This window comes from Teredinibacter turnerae T7901 (genome assembly GCF_000023025.1).
Lineage (GTDB): Bacteria > Pseudomonadota > Gammaproteobacteria > Pseudomonadales > Cellvibrionaceae > Teredinibacter > Teredinibacter turnerae_B.
In genome coordinates this window covers 3,259,848-3,278,328 of the sequence record NC_012997.1, presented here as the reverse complement: position 1 = coordinate 3,278,328, position 18,481 = coordinate 3,259,848, and the positions used below count along the sequence as shown (strand labels likewise).

14 protein-coding genes are annotated in these 18,481 nt (G+C 51.0%); 10 read left to right on the top strand and 4 right to left on the bottom strand.

Going from position 1 to position 18,481, the window contains the following annotated elements; translation table 11 throughout:
• Positions 1-5 precede the first annotated feature (5 nt).
• Positions 6-827, bottom strand: coding sequence for a translesion DNA synthesis-associated protein ImuA (imuA, locus tag TERTU_RS12915; protein WP_015817127.1), 822 nt, complete (start codon positions 825-827; stop codon positions 6-8).
• A gap of 165 nt (positions 828-992) precedes the next feature.
• Here imuA and TERTU_RS12910 point away from each other — a divergent pair, with 165 nt between their 5' ends.
• From TERTU_RS12910 to TERTU_RS12895, 4 genes are all read left to right on the top strand, one after another.
• The gene (locus TERTU_RS12910) at positions 993-1,883 is read left to right on the top strand and encodes an ROK family protein (RefSeq protein WP_015820817.1); all 891 of its coding nucleotides are present in this window, start codon (positions 993-995) and stop codon (positions 1,881-1,883) included.
• On the top strand, positions 1,883-2,554 hold the full coding sequence (locus tag TERTU_RS12905; RefSeq protein WP_041590240.1) for a DsbA family oxidoreductase: 672 nt from the start codon (positions 1,883-1,885) through the stop codon (positions 2,552-2,554). The genes TERTU_RS12910 and TERTU_RS12905 overlap by 1 nt, the downstream gene beginning before the upstream one ends.
• 104 nt (positions 2,555-2,658) lie before the next feature.
• A complete protein-coding gene (locus TERTU_RS12900) occupies positions 2,659-3,171 on the top strand; it encodes a phosphatase PAP2 family protein (protein ID WP_015819380.1) in 513 nt (170 codons plus the stop codon).
• 31 nt (positions 3,172-3,202) lie between these two features.
• On the top strand, positions 3,203-4,294 hold the full coding sequence (locus TERTU_RS12895) for an MJ1255/VC2487 family glycosyltransferase (RefSeq protein ID WP_015818949.1): 1,092 nt from the start codon (positions 3,203-3,205) through the stop codon (positions 4,292-4,294).
• A 21-nt stretch (positions 4,295-4,315) separates the two neighbouring features.
• On the opposite strand, the gene TERTU_RS22390 is transcribed toward TERTU_RS12895, so the two are convergent.
• The 3 genes from TERTU_RS22390 to TERTU_RS12880 all read right to left on the bottom strand — a co-directional run bounded on the left by TERTU_RS22390 (position 4,316) and on the right by TERTU_RS12880 (position 8,851).
• Complete coding sequence (locus tag TERTU_RS22390; protein WP_015818591.1) at positions 4,316-5,476, bottom strand: methyl-accepting chemotaxis protein; 1,161 nt, start codon at positions 5,474-5,476, stop codon at positions 4,316-4,318.
• Between the two features lie 63 nt (positions 5,477-5,539).
• On the bottom strand, positions 5,540-7,267 hold the full coding sequence (locus tag TERTU_RS12885; protein ID WP_015818631.1) for a bifunctional protein-serine/threonine kinase/phosphatase: 1,728 nt from the start codon (positions 7,265-7,267) through the stop codon (positions 5,540-5,542).
• Between the two features lie 114 nt (positions 7,268-7,381).
• Entirely contained in the window at positions 7,382-8,851 is a 1,470-nt protein-coding gene (locus TERTU_RS12880; protein ID WP_015818145.1) for a NarK family nitrate/nitrite MFS transporter, read from the bottom strand.
• 1,145 nt (positions 8,852-9,996) lie between these two features.
• On the opposite strand from TERTU_RS12880, the gene TERTU_RS12875 reads away from it, so the two are divergent.
• The 6 genes from TERTU_RS12875 (at position 9,997) to TERTU_RS12850 (ending at position 18,470) form a co-directional block, all read left to right on the top strand.
• Positions 9,997-14,271 (top strand): DUF1592 domain-containing protein, encoded by a 4,275-nt coding sequence (locus tag TERTU_RS12875; RefSeq protein ID WP_015817040.1) that lies wholly within the window; start codon positions 9,997-9,999, stop codon positions 14,269-14,271.
• A 26-nt stretch (positions 14,272-14,297) separates the two neighbouring features.
• A complete protein-coding gene (locus TERTU_RS12870; RefSeq protein ID WP_015820910.1) occupies positions 14,298-15,566 on the top strand; it encodes a DUF1552 domain-containing protein in 1,269 nt (422 codons plus the stop codon).
• A gap of 43 nt (positions 15,567-15,609) precedes the next feature.
• Entirely contained in the window at positions 15,610-16,131 is a 522-nt protein-coding gene (locus TERTU_RS12865) for a TlpA family protein disulfide reductase (RefSeq protein ID WP_015817478.1), read from the top strand.
• Complete coding sequence (locus TERTU_RS12860) at positions 16,128-16,340, top strand: DUF4266 domain-containing protein (protein WP_015817658.1); 213 nt, start codon at positions 16,128-16,130, stop codon at positions 16,338-16,340. The genes TERTU_RS12865 and TERTU_RS12860 overlap by 4 nt, the downstream gene beginning before the upstream one ends.
• Before the next feature lie 73 nt (positions 16,341-16,413).
• Complete coding sequence (locus tag TERTU_RS12855; protein ID WP_015818516.1) at positions 16,414-17,571, top strand: DUF3570 domain-containing protein; 1,158 nt, start codon at positions 16,414-16,416, stop codon at positions 17,569-17,571.
• A complete protein-coding gene (locus TERTU_RS12850) occupies positions 17,571-18,470 on the top strand; it encodes an FAD:protein FMN transferase (RefSeq protein WP_015817829.1) in 900 nt (299 codons plus the stop codon). Before TERTU_RS12855 ends, TERTU_RS12850 begins: the two co-directional genes overlap by 1 nt.
• Positions 18,471-18,481: the final 11 nt, after the last annotated feature.

Here is an 18,481-nt window from a genome sequence, read left to right as displayed (position 1 = left end):
CAGGCCTAGCCCGCGCTGCGCTTAACTTTGAGCGGTCGCCCGCGATTAATACGCAATGCCAGTACATTGCGACGGGGTTGATAAGGCGCAAATACCTGATCGTTGGCCACATTGGGAGAAGTCGGTGTGTCTTCCAACTGGCGGTGTGGTTTGTAAGTTTGTGCGTAGTCTGGCAGCGGCAAATCGATGGCCGCAGAACCAGGCCTTAGCTGGCCCCGCTGCTTGAGGATATGCACTTGTAGATGCTGTGAGTTCAGCTGTGTTGTCAGGCGCAATGAAGCGGGCGAGCTTTCCAGGCGTTGCCGGTTGTGACGAAAAAGCAGGTAAACGCCTGAGCCATCGGCCGTCGCCAGCTGACATTTGCGCAATTCGGTGTAGGTTAACGCCTGTTTGGGTTGCCAGGCCATAAGCAGCGCACAACTAGAGGCGCGTGCCAGTTCTACGAAACTGGCGATAAAATCATTTTTTGCCGTAATTTGTACCACCACTAACTGCTCCAGGGGGATACCGCTGAAGAGCATGCCCTGAGAAAAGGGCAGCGCAGGTGGGTTAAGTAGCACAATATAACCGTGCGGTTGCTTCTGTAATAGGTGTTGGGCACAAGGGGCTGTAAGCAGCCAGTCGCCGTGCCCGGCAGAGGGCTGGCATATTTCAATAAGGCTGGACAGGGGCCAGCCGTTGTTGAGCAACGCGCTATTTAGCGGCGGGTAGCCAGTATCGACAGCATCCTGTGAGATAAAGTATTGCGAATGTCCCCGCCACACGTCCCCGCGCTGAAGCAGTTGCTCCAATGTCGCTGGTGGTGGGGTTGTGCGGTCTGTAGACATGGATGGCTCAAAACAAAAACTGTATTAATATACAGTATACCGATGGGCAGTTTATGGCAAGGTGGAATTTTGCCTGGCCGGGTGAAATATAATGGTTGCCATATTAGGCCTGTGTTCTCGCATACGGAGCCAGGGTCAGCGCCAGTATCAGTATAGGAATAACACATGACAAAACTCCTCGGAGGGGTGGAAGCGGGCGGTACTAAGTTTGTTTGCGCCGTAGGTACTGGGCCGTCCGATATACACGAGACCCGGTTCGCAACAACCAGCCCTGAGGAGACGCTACAACGCGTATTGGCATTTTTTTCGCCTTATAAGCCGGAGTTGGCAGCGCTGGGAATAGGCGCATTTGGCCCGTTAGATCTACGCCAGGAGTCGCCAACCTACGGTTTTATTACATCTACGCCCAAGCCTGGATGGCAGAATACGGATATTGCCGGTGTGATAGCCCGTGAACTCCAGGTACCTGTGGCGCTGGATACCGATGTGAACGCGGCGGCGCTCGCAGAGGGGCGCTGGGGTGCTGCCAGAGGGTTGAGTGATTATTTGTATATTACGGTTGGCACTGGCATTGGCGGAGGTATTGTGAGTGGCGGTCGCTTGGTGCATGGCCTGGTACATCCCGAATTGGGGCACTGTCTATTGCCAAAGCATCCCGATGATACTTTTGCAGGCAGTTGTCCGTACCACGGTGACCGCTGCTTTGAAGGCTTGGCCAGTGGGCCTGCGCTCGCCGCCCGCTGGGGGTGTGATCCTGCAGCATTGCCTGCCGATCACCATGCCTGGGATATACAAGCGTTTTACATGGGAGTCGCGATAGCGAACTGTGTGTGCACCTTATCGCCTCAGCGCGTTATTTTGGGGGGCGGTGTAATGGCTCAGTCACAGATGTTGGGCAAGGTGCAAACGGCGACGGCTGGCTACTTAAACGGTTATGTGCGGCACCCGGCGATTGAAGAAAATATTGAAAGTTATATTGTATTGCCGGCGTTGGGCAGTCAGGCTGGCGTGGCAGGTGCGCTCGCGCTTGCCGGGCAAAAAATTGAGGAAGTGTGATGTCCCGAATTCAAATAGATCATTATTCCGATGTACTGTGCATTTGGGCATATGCTTCGCAGGTACGCGTTGATGAGTTGATAGCGGATTTTGGTGACCGTGTTAGTGTGCGCTTTCATTTTTTCCCTGTGTTTGGTGATGTGCCAGGCAAAATGGCGAAAAGCTGGGATCACCGCGGTGGTTTGGCAGCTTATGGCAAACATGTGTTGTCGGTGGCAGAAAAATTTGAGCACATACGCGTGAATGAAAACGTGTGGCTTGAAAATACGCCGCAGTCTTCAGTGCCTGCGCATCTATTTCTCGCGGCTGCGCAATTGTTGGAAGAGGCTGGTCAGCTAACCGCAGGAGCAATGCAGCGTTATATGTGTGCGCTGCGCCGCGCGTTTTTTGTCGATATACGGGATATTTCGCGTCGCGAGACGTTAATTGCGGTAGCAGAAGCCGAAAATTTACCCGTGGCGGCATTGCTGGCTGCAGTCGACGATGGCCGTGCTCATGCTCTTATTAGTCGCAATCACCATCAGGCGATAGAGCAGGGTATAAACTCCAGTCCAACGCTGATATTCAACGAAGGCCGGCAAAAGCTCTCGGGTAACGTGGGTTATCGTATTATTGAAGCCAATATTCGCGAGCTACTGGAGAACCCCGCCGGACAGTTATCCTGGTGTTAAATCGTATATTCAGACATAATCTAACGTTGTAATAGTTTTGTCATATTTGTCTCATATACCTGTCATTGTTGGGGGATAACCTCGGTGCAAATGGAGGGTGCCGTATGCGTTTGCTGCAAAATATACATCAATTCGATCTAGTTACGTTTGACTGGTGCTTACGCCGCAAGCGACGCGATCTGGCTGTGCGTTTGAGCCGGTACATATCCTTTACCGCCGATGGCCCAATGTATGTGGTGATTGGCGTTCTGTTTATGCTTCAGCAAGACTGGCATATGGCAAAACTGCTTGCCATGGCATTTTTGATTGAGCGCAGTTTGTATTTCATATTCAAGTCTCTCTTCCGCCGCAACCGTCCTGCTGCGGCGATTCCCGGGTTTGAAAGCGCTATTGTTCCATCGGATCAATTCAGTTTTCCCTCCGGACACACTTCTGCGGCTTTTCTCATGGCTTGCGCGATGTCGTTTGCGTTTCCCTGGATGGCGTGGTTTGTTTACCCTTGGGCTGCCAGTGTTGGCGCCGCGCGCGTGATGTTGGGAGTGCATTTCCCTACCGATGTTATGGCCGGTGCACTTTTAGGCCACACTATCTGCCTGGTGCTGATAGATCTTATTTGAGAAAACTGAACATAAAAGAGCAACAACATAAATGAAAATTCTTTTTGGTGTCCAGGGAACTGGTAACGGCCATATAAGCCGTGCGCGCGCTCTGAACAAATACTTAAAGGCCGATGGTATAAGCGTTGATTACATCTTTTCCGGCCGCGAGCGCGACAAGTATTTTGACATGGAAGAGTTTGGTGACTGGCGGTGTTATCGCGGGCTCACCTTTGTTCACGATTCCGGCAACGTAAAAATATTCCGTACTTTTCAAGAAGCCAGCCTGCGCCAGCTGATGCGGGATATTCGCACGCTGGACGTTGAGCAATACGATCTGGTTATAACCGATTTCGAGCCGGTGACTGCCTGGGCTGCGCGGCGCGCAGGAAAAACCTGCCTTGGTATTGGCCATCAGTACGCGTTTAAATACGATGTGCCCCGCCGTGGCGATAACTTCGTCGGCAAGAAAATTATGGAGTATTTTGCTCCGGTGGAAGAAAGTTTAGGGCTACATTGGCACCACTTTAATCAGCCGATACTGCCCCCCATTGTCGATATCGACCATATTTCCGACCCGGTTGATGAAAAGAAAATTCTCGTTTATCTGGGGTTTGAAGAAACTCACGACGTTATTCAGCTGCTTGAGCCGTTCAAGGATTTCACGTTTGTCTATTATGGGCCTTTCGATCAATATGAGAGCTTGGGACACATTAAATTAAAACCACTTTCGCGCGATGGCTTTAAATACGACCTCGCCACATCTGCGGGTGTGATTTGCAATGCTGGGTTTGAATTATCAAGTGAAGCCCTGCATATGGGGAAAAAGTTGCTGGTGAAACCGCTGCTGGGGCAGTTGGAGCAGCTATCTAACGCAGAAGCCATGAGTCGCTTGAACCTGGCTATGACGATGGATTATCTTGATGGCAACATCGTTTCTCAATGGTTGCATAATTTTTCCGGCCGCCATGTGGTTTACCCGAATGTGGCGAAGGCTATAGCGCAGTGGATTGGCAATAAAGGCTGGGAGCACCCGGGTTCAAAAGCGGACCTGGTTGAGAGCTTGTGGCAAGCGGTAGACGCAAACGGCCTGGAGAGTTTCAGTACTAACCCTACACCTGTTCCCCTCGCCGAAACCGCGTGAGGTTCCTGGGGTTAACTGGCCCTAAAAAAGTTCTGCTTCGTTTGGTGTAAATAAATTACTCTTTTCTTCGTGATGGTAAGTGGTGATATCGGCTTCAATTTTTGACAGTCGATCGAGCACTTCGTCACTGGCCTTCTCCATCTCTTCCAGCGATAGAAACGCACTTTCAAGCTCTTTGGCTTCCGCTTGGCGAAGTGCTCTGATACCCGCTTGATGAACACGTTTGTGAGGGGTTTCCAGGGTTTTGAACGAGCCAAAATTGCGATAAAACTTTCCGCCATCGCCTTCGTAATACCACTTACCCAAACGACATTGGGTGTGATCTGCAAAGGTCTCCAGCGGTGCGTCCGACTTCCCCCAAATGCATTTATACACTTCAGTTTTCCACACTAGGTGATCCAGTTTAACGGTTTGAATAAATGCGCGTTCAGCAGAAATGGAGATAGTGGTCGCCATGTTTTGCGCGTGTTGAGTGAATTCATCAACGATATTCGAAATGTCCGCTGTTGAGGCGTTAGTGTTGCTTACAGTCTCGCTTGTTTCGCTGATACAGGTGGCGACAAATGTCGTTTTGTTGGCAATGGTGTGGATCAGCTCTGATATTTCTTCCGAGGCTTGGGCAGATTTTTTTGCAAGGTTACGTACCTCGTCAGCCACCACGGCGAAACCGCGACCTTGTTCGCCTGCACGAGCGGCTTCAATTGCAGCGTTAAGTGCGAGCAGGTTGGTTTGGTCGGAAATGGCACGAATCTGCTCAACGAAGCTGTTGATCTGCGCCCCGACAGCGGTGAGTTCGTTGACGCCTTTGGTAACTCTTACTGTTTTTTCATCAATGGTTTGCAGCGCGTGGGTAATGCCGTTAAGAATCGATTTAATCTGCTGATAATTAACCGATGATTCCGCCAGTTTGCGCCTCTGGTCTTGAGCGGAATTTGTCGTCTCTGACATGCTGTAGCGAACCAGGTCGAGCGCCATGGAGCTGCCAATCCACATGTTTCGCAAGCGTTCCTGTTCTTTGTGTGCTTTTTCCAGATTAACGAGCCGCATATCCGCGACGACTTTAATTTTTTTGTACAGCTCAATATCTTTCTGCAATTTAGTATTTTCCAGACGCAACTTTTCAAGCTCCGAATCGCTGTGGCTCGAAGGTCGGGAAAAGAGTACGTTGAAAAAGTTGAGCATGATCTGTCGCCTGAGAGGGTCTTTTTCGAGTATAGCAAAGCCCTCTGACGCCACGAGCCTGGATCAGCGCCTATGGAATAACATCGCCAGCGCCAGGGCCCAGCCTGCGGCAGCAAGCAGTTGCCATACCCGCAGAGGGTTGCGCTGCAACAAGGGTTTTTGGCTGGGGGTGAGCCAAGCTGTATTGGGGCGCTGCAAATCCAGTAGCCATTCTGAAAGTGCATCGTAGCGTTGCTCGGGCTGAATGCTCAGGGCTTTTTCCAGCGCTTGGTCCAACCAGTGGGGTACCAGAGGGTTGTGGTTGGCGGCAGGGATATAACGCAGTTTGGTAAAGGACTTTAACGTGTTGGCTTGCGTGTACTTTTCGCCATAGGGCAGCTTGCCAGTCAGCATTTCGTATACCAGAACAGCGAGGGAAAACTGGTCGCTGCGGTGGCCAATCGTGCCACCAAAACGGTATTCGGGGGCAGAGTAACTCAATGTTCCCAGAGGAATTTCGCGTTGAAATGCGGAGCGAACTTCGTGGATGCCGGCAACCCAGCAGGAGCCAAAATCTACAATGACGGCGCCGTTGGCACCAATCACAATATTGCCGGGCTTGATATCCTGATGCAGTGTGTCTTTGCGATGAAATGCCCGAATCCCTTTGATTATCTGCTCAATTAACTCAATGGCATCGGGTATTGCGAAGGGCGCGCGCTGCTGAATTAGCTGCTCCAGGGTCGGCCCGGGAATGAATTCGGTCAGGTAGTAAAGTGCGTTGCGGGAACCCGGCGGGGTGACGACTCTGGCGACGTGGGCGTTATGAATGCGGGAGCCAATCCAGGATTCCAATACAAAGCGTTCAATGTACGCCGGGTCGTCTGAATAGTTAACCGAAGGTGTTTTCATCACCAGCGACTGGCCGGTACTGGTGCGCACCTTATACACTTGGCTGCGTTCGGACTCATACAAAACCTTGTCCACTTGCAGGCCGTCCAGCGTCTGTCCTGGCGAAAGTAACGGCGGAAAGGGGAGTCGCGAAAGCACGGTTACTGCATCATCCTGGCTCGGCGTTCCTGTCTGTTCAATACGCGCGACCTGTACGCTGATATTGTCCTGGCTGTTGTGTGCGAGCGCTTCTGCGACCAGCGCGTCTACCAAGGCCTGGGGGGATATCTCAGCGCTGCGGGCGAGGGTGCTGAATTTCGCCGGTGGTACGGCGTCGTGAATACCATCGGTGGAAAGAATAAACAGGTCGCCTGGTTGCAGTTCATCGCTGAACATGTCCACTTCTACGGCGGTATCCGCGCCGAGAGCGCGACTCAAATAGGTGGTGTTGCGGTCAATTTTTTGGGTGTGATCGCGCGTAAGCTGTTCCAGCAGACCGTCGCGTACCCGGTAGATCCGGCTGTCGCCAACGTGGAAGCTAAACACCTTATCGCCCTTAAGAACCAGCGCGCTAAATGTGGTGAGGTAGCCTTCGTCCCGAATACTGTTACGACTTTGACCCCAAAGGTATTGATTGAGTGAGCGAATCACCTGCATGGCTGACTGCTGGGTACGCCAGGTATCCGGCGTTGCATAATAGTCGGTGAGAAATCCACTGACGGCAGCCTGACTGGCTTGCCGGGCTGCTGCGCTAGAACTGACGCCGTCGGCGATTGCCAGTGCAATGCCTTTAGTGGCGAGTAGTGCGGTTTGCTCTGGCGCAGGAATTCGGGCGCCCAGCGTGTCCTGGTTTTCGGCCTTGCGGCCCCGGTCGCTGAATTGCGCGAGGGTAATGTCCAAACGGGATAACAGATGATTCATGGGGGCCTTTCAGAGCACCAAATTATATTGGCTCATGTAGCCAAATAGATGGGGCCATCAATGTAAAACAGCCCCGGAGGGGGCTGTTATGTATGAGGCTGTATCGAATAAAGTTTAGGTTAACTCGATGCGCTGCACCGTACCATCGGCCAGGGTTTCTGTCATGTGGCCTTCTGGTTCTTCCAGCATTTGAATAATTAAAAATACCAGCGCAGCACAAGCGGCGATCACCATAAAGAATGTACTGGCGTCCACGAAGCTGTAGATGGTCAGAAATGTCACGCCACCGACATTGCCATATGCGCCAACCATACCGGCGATTTGGCCGGTCATGCGGCGTTTGACCAGCGGCACCATCGCAAATACTGCGCCTTCACCGGCTTGCACGAAAAATGAGCACACCATAACTGCCGCAACCGCCAGCGCTATTGGCCAGCTGCCGGATATTTGGGACAGCATGAAATAGCCGGCGGCGAGACCGGCAATGAAAATTGACAGCGACTTACGACGCCCAAATTTATCGCTGATAAAACCACCGCCGGGGCGAGCAACCAGATTCATAAACGCGAAAGCTGCACCCAGCGCACCTGCCTGAACCAGAGACAAGCTGGTAAATGTTTCCAGGAAGAAAGCCGGCAGCATAGATACAACCGCGAGCTCAGACCCGAAGGTAACGAAGTAAGCCCAATCGAGAATGGCGACTTGCTTGAACGAGTATTTGTCATGCTCAGGGGCGCCATCGGCGAGCATCTCTTTGTTGACCTTCAGGATCTGCGAAAACTGAATTGCGCCGAGGACAACAAGTACGCCGTATAACAGGTAGGTGGTGGTTTGACTCAGCAGGCCGACACCTGCGGGTGACAGTTTCCACGCCAGCACTGCGAGAATCAGGTACATCGGAATATTCATCGCCAGATAGAAATAGAAGTCCTTGCGGCTGGTAACTTCCAGTCCACCCGATTTTTTCGGTTTGAAATACGTTGAACCTTTCGGGGTGTTGCGCGCGCGAAGGTAGAAGAAAACGCCGTAAACCATAGCGATTAGGCCGGTGGTTGCGATGGCATAACGCCAGCCGTCATCGCCGCCGTAGATCAAGGCCAAAGAAGGCAAGGTAAATGCCGCGGCAGCAGAGCCGAAATTACCCCAGCCGCCATATACGCCCTCGGCCAAACCCACCTGGCGTGCGGGAAACCATTCGCCCACCATACGGATACCAATCACAAAGCCCGCCCCGGCGAAGCCCATGGCAAAACGCATAATCGCCAACTGCTCGTAACTCTGCGCAAAAGCGAAGCCCACACACAAAACACCGGAAATCACCAACAGGGTGCTGTACACAGTGCGTGGTCCGAACTTGTCTACCAGGATTCCAATGACAATGCGGGCCGGAATAGTGAGTGCGACATTCAATATAAGAAGCGCTTTCCACTGCGGCACGCTGAGGTCGAATGCCGCCATAATCAGCGGCTTCATGGGCGCATGGGAAAACCACATAACAAACGTTAAAAAGAAGGCGAACCATGTGAGGTGCAGGGTTCGTATGTTGGCTTGCGAAAAGTCCACAAGGTTCAGTTTATGGCTCATAAGAAGACCTGATTGGGGTAGAGGGCAAAAATAGTCAAAATCCCTACGCAATGGTTATGCCAGCACTATATAAATGCAAAAATCGTTTATTTTGTGGCTTTTTGGGGAGTTTTTGTGCGCCGCTATTCGTATTTGTGGTTCCAATAGAGTGCCTATCTACCCATAAATGCACTATATTAAGACCATAATTTCACTATACCGATAAAAGAGCGCTGATTGGGTTTGGCTAAGGGGTCAATATCACGGCTTAGCTGAGAGTGTGTTTGAAAGAAGAGGGCGCGATACTTTCTCAGGGTGTTTCTGAGGGTCGACGATGAGGCGTGAAGGTATACCCTCGGGAAGATTGGGGAATAACCGCTTTGTCTTTGTTCCAGGTTTGTCTCTGGATTATTTTCCGCAGAATAACAACGATGCCATCGGTTTTTAGAGGAGGTGCCAGCATAAGGAGGCTGTATGCTGTGGAACCCATACTGGCCTATGGGTAGATTACGCGGTGAAACTGGGGTGGGCGCAGTTCACAATTTTAAAAACTATCTGCGCGAGTCGGGGAACTAGCCTGAGCGTACTATTATGTTGAATGAGACGTCTGTCACCTTTTTCAGCAATTAGAATATGTGCGCCAAATCACGCTGGGGCTGAATTTTGTAAAACAAGCTGACATCGAAGGTGAATGCAACCTTTAAATATCTGTGATAAACCTTAATACATTCCGCATTTTGTGCTGCAATAATTTACATCCGCCAAGACTAAGTGTTTTTTTAACTCAATTTTAATCGATTCCGCATGAGTGAAAATAAGTCAGTTTTTGCTTTTATTGATTAATTGCGTGATCGACTTCAAAAAGAGAATTCTATTCTTTTCAAAAATACTGCGAATAATTGCCTGGCAGAGGTTCGCTTATAAAATTTTTTGCATCTTTTTATTTTTTTGATGTAAACATCCTCGACAACTGCAAAATTAACAAAAAATGTTTTTTACTTATGTGTGAACTTGTTGGCAGTTTTGTCCGGGTATTTTGAAAAATACCGAATGAGAACTTCATCAATACCCTTAATTACCCGCCTCGTTAGCATATTTTGGAGTGATTAACTTGTTTTGTTTTTCGTGGGATTGCGAAAAGCATTTTGCTATGTGGTGGGATGTACATGAGAAGTTTGCGGCGTTATTTGGTTGCTGTTAGTTGGTTGGCTTCGTTTTTACTGTTAAGTGCGTGTGGTGGGGCGGGAGCTCCTCAGTTTGATAACACACCCTTGCCGGAGGTGGACCCACCATCGACAGATACCGGTGGGGGCGCAAGCAGCACCAGCAGCAGTAGTTCGAGTGGCGGGGAGCCGGTAGTGGATACACCACATCCCGGCGAGGCCCTTTACGAGGCCCAGTGCGCAAGTTGCCACGGGAAAGACGGAAAGGGTGGCCTGGCAGGCGGCGAATTACTGGGGTGCGATGTATGTGGCGATTTCAGCTTGCTGGCGCTGCGAATCGAGCAGACCATGCCCTTGGGTAATCCTGAGCAATGCGATACCCAGTGCAGTTCGCAGATTGCGGGCTATATGTTGGAAAATTTTGCTGGCTTACCACCAACCGACAATGGTTCAGGCAGCAGCAGTTCCAGTGCGAGCAGTTCAAACAGTTCGAGTTCGTCTTCCAGCACATCGAGTAGCACATCAAGTTCCAGTTCGAGTAGCAGCTCCAGCGGCGGTGTGATTGTTGGTGGTAGCAGCTCGTCAAGCGCATCCAGCTCAAGTGGCTCAGGTACCCCTAACACGTCTTCATCGAGTTCTTCGAGTTCATCAAGCTCATCTTCTGGATATGTGGGTAACGCAGCAAATGGTCAGTTGCTTTACGCCAACGCCACCTTAAATTGTACGACCTGTCACGGTGCTATGGGTGAGGGCTTATACAAAATCGACCCGCATGCGACGGTGTTTGGTCAAAACAATAAAACGCTGGAAAACATTATTGCCGAGGATATGCCACAGATTAATCCCGCGAGCTGCGGCGCGGAGTGCGCCGCAGATATTGCTGCTTACATTCGCACATGGGCAGGCAGCTCTTCCAGTAGCAGTTCATCCAGCAGTAGTTCCTCGTCCAGTTCCAGCTCATCGAGCTCCTCAAGCTCATCTTCGAGCAGTTCGAGCGGAATGGCGGGTGGCTCCAGCAGTTCTAGCGGAAGTGGCTTTTTTGTGAGTGACGATTTCGAAAGCAGTTCCGTAAGCCAGCAGCCTGCAGGTTGGGATAATTTCGTTGGCTGGCAGTCCAATAACCCCAACAATAATTCAGGGCAGGCAGTGTACGCAGTTGTCGATAATTCCCGAGCGTATTCCGGCAGCAAGTCGGTGCATTTTAAGGGCGGTGCCGCGCCTGCACAGATAGTAAAAGCGCTGCCACAAGGTTTGGATCGCGTTTATCTAAAGGCCATGGTGTACATGAGTAAAAAGCTCGGTAACGAAGCCAATGATAATCACGAGCATATTATGGGTGTAAGGGCAAATGCCTCGGGCGCCGACAACGAAATTCGCTTTGGTCAGATTAAAGGGCACGTGGGCACCAACGAAGTACCCAGCGATGACATTGCTCCGCCGCAAAGTCAGTGGTATAGCGGCCCGGAAATTACCGCCAACGACTGGCACTGTGTGGTAGTGGAAATGCTGGCTGGTGATCTCGCTTATCATCAATTGAATGCCTATGTTGATGGCGAACTCCTGCATAGCATTGATGCGGCCAATGACTGGAATAATGGCGGTGTTAACGGCAACGCCCATTGGTTGGACGGTAAGTTTAACTATGCATTTTTTGGTTGGCACAGCTTCAGTAATAATGATGCGGACGTGTGGATGGACGATATTGAAATGTCCGATGCGCCTCTGACGTGCGATGGCAGCTCAGGCAATGGCAGCAGTTCGTCCAGCTCAAGTTCTTCTTCAAGTTCATCGAGTTCCAGTTCGTCCTCAAGTTCGAGCAGTTCTGGTGGTGTCGATCTGGTGGCGCTGGGTAAAACCTATTACGAGCAAAACAGTTTAGGCTGCGTAGGTTGCCACGGTGCGAAAGGGGATGGACTCACTCCAATTGATCCTACAAAGTCCGAATACAAGCTTTCCAGTCTGGCAACCTACCTGGCTACGTCCATGCCGTTTAATCAGCCAGAAAAATGTATCGGTGAGTGTTCAGATTCTATCGCGGCCTATATTCGCAGTTGGAATGGTAATGCGTCTTCGAGTTCCAGCAGCTCGAGCAGCTCATCCAGCTCAAGCAGCACATCCAGCGGAGGCAATACATCTAGCAGCTCTTCCAGTTCGAGCAGTAGCTCCAGCAGCAGTTCGTCCAGCTCCGGCGGTGAGCCGGTTGCTTGTGGTGTTACTTATGGACCGCGGTTGTTACGAGTGCTTACCCGCAACGAGTTCAGCAATGCGATTGAAGATCTTACCGGCGTTAACTTAATTAACGATCTGGGGCAGAGCACTTATGATGCAATCCCTGCCGACAATAAGCTCAACGGGTTTTCCAACAATATCATGACCAATATCGACAGCGGCGCGTTGCAGTCGTACGGTTTGGTGGTAGCAAAAGTTGTCGATTTAATGGCACAAAACAATTTCTCTGGGTTTGTAGATTGTGCGGGCTTAAGTAGTCAGAACTGTGGTGACCGCTTAATTTCCACTCAAGGTAAGCGTATTTTCCGCCGACCACTCACCGACGAAGAAACAACAAGTTATTTGAGTATTTTCACAAATGATTACACAGGTGGCGAAAATAAAGAGGGCATCGCTCTGGCCTTACGCGCCATGCTGACGTCGCCGCAGTTTTTGTATCGCGACGAGACCGGCATTTCCATCATTGATATCGAAACCGGAATTTCCGACGAGCAAGATTATGAACAAACGGGCAATGTACAAACGTACATCTCAGAAGCTGATCCAAAACGCCTCGAGCTATACAACCAGTTTGGCGTAAATGCCAATTTCACCGGGGCCGACCTGATAACGGTAACGGTGAAAGGCGAACAGTCAGCGGCAAATGGTTTGTGGCCGATGATGCAGATTGTGTCCAACGGCTTAACGATCGCTGAATTTGAAATTACCCACACATACAACAAAACCTACAAGTTCTATACCGAGGAATTAAGTGGAACTCAGTATTTTGCAGTAGTGGATAAAGATGCCGGACGACCAAATGAATATATGCAAGGGCAAAATCTGGTTATTTCTCGCCTGGAGGTGTCGGCCGGTGTGCCTGCATTGCCTTCTGCACCGGAAGTCGAACTGGATGCGGATGCCTATGTGTTAACACCTTATCAGCTGGCGGCGTTCCTCAGCTTTACGTTTACGGGCACTACCCCGGACGACACTTTACTGACTGCTGCGGATGAGGATGCACTGCAAACCAAGGCACAAATTAATGCACAGGTTCAGCGTTTGTTGAATACGCCCAGGGCACGTGAACACTTCGGTAACTTTGCCGCCCAGTGGCTGCGTACAGACCGAGTGTTGGATATGGTGAAAAACGAATCAATTTATCCAACATTCACCTCGGACGTGCGCCGTGCAATGGCACAAGAGGTACGTGAGGTGTTCAACCATGTCGTACTGGATGAAGGCGAGCCGTTCACGTCCTTGTTTGACGGTGGTTTTACCTTTGCGAATGGGGCGCTGGCGGATTTCTACGGCATCACTGGTATTTCAGGGCCGACGATGCAGAAGGTTACGGGTATTTCATCGCGCGCAGGTTTGGTTACTTCGGGTGCATTCTTAACTGTGAACGCACACGAGCAGGAAACCGGCCCTATCCTGCGTGCGACCTACTTGCGCCGCTTATTCCTGTGTCACGACGTGCCCGCGCCTCCGACTGGTGTTGCGCTTAACGGCGATGACTTTGATGAAGCTCGTGAAGAGGCACGCAAAGAGTGGGAAGAGTACCTTGCACAGAACAATGGCCTGGCGACTGCGCGTAAGAAGTACGAATTCCAGACGTCAGCGGGGCTGTGCCAAACCTGTCATGAAAAAATGATCAATCCGTTAGGCGGTGGTTTTGAAGATTTCAATGCAGTGGGTCTGCCTCAAACACAGGACTACAACGGTTTAACTGTAGAGTTTGATGGCACCTTGTTTGGCGTAAACAGTATCAACGACGGCAATAGTATTGAATTTAATGGTGCTAAAGATATTGCTCACGCGATTGCAGGCCTGGATGTAACCCGACGCTGTTTTATCGACAATACCTTCCGTCTGGCGATGGGTACTGGCTCGACGTATCTTGATCGCGCGATTGATATTGCTTTGTCTCAAGACGAAATTGATAACTACAGTTGTGAGGTCGATAAGCTTGATGCACAAATGCAGTCAAACGACTACAGCACTCGGGAATTGTTAAAAGCGATTGGTTCAATGGACAGCGTGCGTTATCGCAAAGACGTACAGCGGTAAACGGGAAAATGCGAGGTAGAAATAAAATGAGTCATACAAAAGAAACTGCGCTGTTAAAACGTCGTGAATTCCTTAAGTTTATCGGCAAGGCGGGCTTAAGCTTGCCGGTGCTGCAAGCCTCGGGGTTGGGCGCCGGGTTGTTGCTCGGCCGCCAGGCGATGGCTGCGGCCGTGGATATGCGCCGGGTAATTTTTCTGTATGTGCCAGATGGCACGCCATTGGCTGCTAGTTACTCTTACACGCCAAGTGACGACCTCACGCTTAAAACGTGTTCTGCGCCGTTGGAAGATGTAAAAAACCACTGCGTTTTTCTGCGTGATGTGGAAATTGTTGGTGGCGGTGGTCACGGTCTCACCCAGCGCGTGCTCGGTGCTTTTGCCGATGGTGTCACAGGTACTATCGATCTCGCTCTGGGCGAAACTGTCGGTTCCACATCACCTGTGGCATCGTTGCGCCTCGGTATTCGAACCCGTGGCCTGGACCCAATTTCTGCGCGGGGTTTTGCTGCAGTAACGGATTATCAGGACAATCCGCAAACCGCATTCGAAAAATTATTTGGCGGCGCCATTGATGCGAGCCCGATCGGCGCTAAACGTGATAAAAAAATGTTGGAAATTAATCGCGCGGCGTTGGAAAAAATTAAAACCCGACTTGGCAATTATGAATTGCACCGGTTGGAAGAGCATCAGGATGCAATTGCCAAATTACAGTCAGACATAGATGCCGCCTCACAGGGTTCTGCACCAGCGGGTTGTAGCGACCCACTATTTAATCCGCAAGGGCTTTCTGCGCAGCAGGTCGATACGGAATTCACCAATTTATTTGCACTGCAGTCAGAAAATGCCATTCTCGCATTGAAGTGTAATCTCACGCGCGTTGTCACTATGCAGCTCGGTACCCATCAATCGGATTTTGCCGTGACGGGGCTTTCTGGTGATTATCACACCTCCATCCACAGCGGAAACCTGGATTACTACGCTTCCTACCGCACCTACTTTTCCGAGCGGGTTGCACACCTTATTCGCCGGCTTGCCGAAGAGGACGATCCTGCTGGTGGCAAAATGATCGACTCCACGCTGGTCGTGCAGGTAACTGATATGGCGGATGGCAATGCGCACACAGGGTCGGATGCGCCATATATGCTGGCCGGTGGTGGTAGCGCGGTAAATCGTGGCCGCGTGATTTCGGTGGGCAACCATCACCAGCTGCTGGATACCGCTGCCGAGTACATGGGCGTGTACGGCAATATTGGTGGCTACGCGCCCGCAGGGCCTGCGAGCAACATATTGTTCTGACCTGCAGAATTTTTTTCTTAAGATGTTTACGAGAGAACTGAGTATGTTAAGTGGTAAAAACGTTTTTCGCGCGTTGAGTGGAATTGTTGCTGGCTGTTTTTTGAGCGCAAGTGTGGCAGCAGTGGAAATTGGCAAGCCTGCGCCTGGGTTGGTGTTAACAACCCTGTCAAATCACGACGACGCAGGCTTTACACTGGCCGATTATCGCGGCAAAGTGGTCTATCTGGATTTCTGGGCATCCTGGTGCGGGCCTTGCCGCGCGTCTTTTCCTGTACTGAATGAATTGCGAACCAAGTATCAGGCTGAGGGGTTTGAAGTGGTTGGTGTAAACCTGGATGAAAATACGGCGGATGCAAACGGATTCCTCAAAAAGTTTCCGGTATCGTTTCCGTTAGCGACAGACCCAAAAGGTGCTGCGGCCCAGATTTTTCAAATTAAAGGCATGCCCAGCGCCGTGATTATTGATAAAAAAGGCGTTGCTCGTGCAGAAATCGTGGGTTTTCATAAAGATGAACCCCAAAAAATTGAACAACTGGTGAGCCAATTATTGAAGGAGCCTTCGTGATAATTCGGTTTATAGTCGCGGTGCTTGTTGCTATCGCAGCAACAGGATGCACCCAAGTTAAAGTGTGGGAGCGCGGTAATTTAGCGCGCAATGAAATGGCATTTACGCCAGACCCGCTGGAGCAAAAGATTCAGGACCATATTTACCACAGTAAAGAAGCGTCCCAATCCGTAGCCGCCGGCGCGGGCGGTGGTTGCGGTTGTAACTGAGTCCGGTTGTTGATAACGCTGACGTTAGAGCAGCATTGTCGATAACAAATTTGGCGGTAACAGAGAGTTAACCATGCAGGAAAAAAAATCGACCCTGGCGGCACTGAGTTCGGCGGCCATGATGCTTTCGGGGCTTGCGCAACCCGCGCTGGCCAATCCACCCGATCAAAAAACGCAAATTGCCTATCGCTTTACCAATTACAGCGAAGGTGAAATGGATGCAAAAGATGTCGCTGAAGGCAGTCTCGAGCGATACCAAATACAAGTACATCAACTGAGTGTGAAAACTCCTGTATCGGAAGATACGGAAATTTCGCTCAGTGTTGTCAACGAAACTATGTCGGGCGCGTCGCCCTGGTATGTGGTACCTAATGCTGAGGGAGAAGCGGTACAGGTAATGAGTGGTGCCACGATTGACGAAGCGCGCAACGAGCTGGGCATGGACTTTCGCAGTTACAACGCGTCTTCGGAGACGACCTTATCGCTAAGTGTGTCTGCAGAGAACGATTATGAGTCGCTGGCGTTTGGCTATAGCGGCCAGTGGCGGACACTGCAACAACGCGGCACCTTGAGTTGGGGAATTAGCGGCAGTCGCGATTTTATCAATGCCACAGATGCCGATATTTATGCGGGGCGTCCTGTAGAAGAAATTAAAAACCGCCTGCGGGGATATTTGGGGTATTCCATCGTAATGACCCGCAACCGATTGTTCGGTATGAATATTGGCGTTACTTCGCTGGATGGTTATTTGTCTGATGCCTACAAACTGGCGTGGGTAGATAACGAAATTGTGCGCGACAACCGCCCGGATGTGCAGAATCAAGTTGGCGGGTCGCTGATGCTGCGCCAGTTTTTTCCAGAGGCGCAAGCTGCGCTGCACACAGATATCAAACTCTACCAAAACGATTGGGAAGTAACGTCGGAAAGCCTCGACCTAGCCTGGTACCAAAATCTCGGTAGTAAATGGCAGCTAGTGCCATCGCTGCGTTATTACCATCAGTCGGCGGCAACCTTCTATGAGCCGTTTTATGAGAACCGCCGTGCAGATGGGTTTTATTCCAGTGACTATCGTCTGTCCGAGTTTTCTGCGGTAAGTGCGCGCTTTAAAGTGATTCGCCAATGGAATACGGTCTCTGTAAATTTACAGTACGAAAACTATTCCGCTAGCGGTGACCACCCGGCATTGCTAAGTTACAGCGCGATTTCCCTGGGAGTGGGGACGTCGTTCTAATGCTCTCTTTGCACAAACACAGTTTTAAGGCGATGGGCAGCCGCTGCGAGATCCAGTTCTACGCGAGCGAAGCTGCCGCTTCTGGGATAATTCACAATGCTGTGGCACGTCTCGAAGCACTGGAAGCCAAGTACACGCGGTACCGGCCAAAAAGTGTAACATCGCAAATAAATCGTGCCGCAGGTGGAGGCGAGCCGGTTGAAGTCGATTCCGAGACTGCCGGGTTGCTCAATTACGCTCAAGTGCTGTTCGAGCAGAGTGATGGCTTGTTTGATATCACTTCTGGAATTCTACGTCGTGTGTGGAATTTCCGTTCGGGCAAGCTTCCAGAGGCGGAACGCCTGCAGCAGCTTCTACCGAGAATAGGGTGGCAGCAGGTGCGCTGGGAGGCGCCCTATTTTTATTTGCCGACCGTCGGGATGGAAATTGATTTTGGCGGGTTCGTAAAAGAATATGCGGCGGACCAACTGGTAGCGCTGCTCAAAGCCGAGGGCGTGGAACACGGGCTGGTTAATTTAGGTGGCGATATCGCAGTTGTCGGTCCGCACCCGGATAACGCGCCCTGGCAGGTGGGTATTCAACATCCGCGCAAGCAGGAGCAGGCGATTGCACGTATTCCAATGTCCCGTGGCGCTATAGCCACAAGCGGCGACTACGAGCGTTTTATGCTGATTGACGGTGAGCGCTATTGCCACCTGCTAAATCCGCGCAATGGTTTTTCCATTCGGCCACAGCGGATTTCGGTAACAGTCATCGCCGATCAGTGTTTGTTGGCCGGGTCTTTCGCCAGTGTGGCGATGCTAAAAAGTGAAACCGATACTAACTGGTTGGCAGACTCCGGTGTGCACTACCTGCAAATTGATCAAAACCTCAGTATGGACGGAAATTTGGTTAACTGATTTCTCCTGCC

Bases quoted from the DNA above. Each gene is read 5' to 3' on its own strand.
- TERTU_RS12880 (WP_015818145.1), bottom strand. From the start codon at position 8,851: ATGAGCCATAAACTGAACCTTGTGGACTTTTCGCAAGCCAACATACGA.
- TERTU_RS12875 (WP_015817040.1), top strand. From the start codon at position 9,997: ATGAGAAGTTTGCGGCGTTATTTGGTTGCTGTTAGTTGGTTGGCTTCG.
- TERTU_RS12850 (WP_015817829.1), top strand. From the start codon at position 17,571: ATGCTCTCTTTGCACAAACACAGTTTTAAGGCGATGGGCAGCCGCTGC.
- TERTU_RS12910 (WP_015820817.1), top strand. From the start codon at position 993: ATGACAAAACTCCTCGGAGGGGTGGAAGCGGGCGGTACTAAGTTTGTT.
- imuA (WP_015817127.1), bottom strand. From the start codon at position 827: ATGTCTACAGACCGCACAACCCCACCACCAGCGACATTGGAGCAACTG.
- TERTU_RS12865 (WP_015817478.1), top strand. From the start codon at position 15,610: ATGTTAAGTGGTAAAAACGTTTTTCGCGCGTTGAGTGGAATTGTTGCT.
- TERTU_RS12870 (WP_015820910.1), top strand. From the start codon at position 14,298: ATGAGTCATACAAAAGAAACTGCGCTGTTAAAACGTCGTGAATTCCTT.
- TERTU_RS12900 (WP_015819380.1), top strand. From the start codon at position 2,659: ATGCGTTTGCTGCAAAATATACATCAATTCGATCTAGTTACGTTTGAC.
- TERTU_RS12895 (WP_015818949.1), top strand. From the start codon at position 3,203: ATGAAAATTCTTTTTGGTGTCCAGGGAACTGGTAACGGCCATATAAGC.
- TERTU_RS12855 (WP_015818516.1), top strand. From the start codon at position 16,414: ATGCAGGAAAAAAAATCGACCCTGGCGGCACTGAGTTCGGCGGCCATG.
- TERTU_RS12885 (WP_015818631.1), bottom strand. From the start codon at position 7,267: ATGAATCATCTGTTATCCCGTTTGGACATTACCCTCGCGCAATTCAGC.
- TERTU_RS12905 (WP_041590240.1), top strand. From the start codon at position 1,883: ATGTCCCGAATTCAAATAGATCATTATTCCGATGTACTGTGCATTTGG.
- TERTU_RS22390 (WP_015818591.1), bottom strand. From the start codon at position 5,476: ATGCTCAACTTTTTCAACGTACTCTTTTCCCGACCTTCGAGCCACAGC.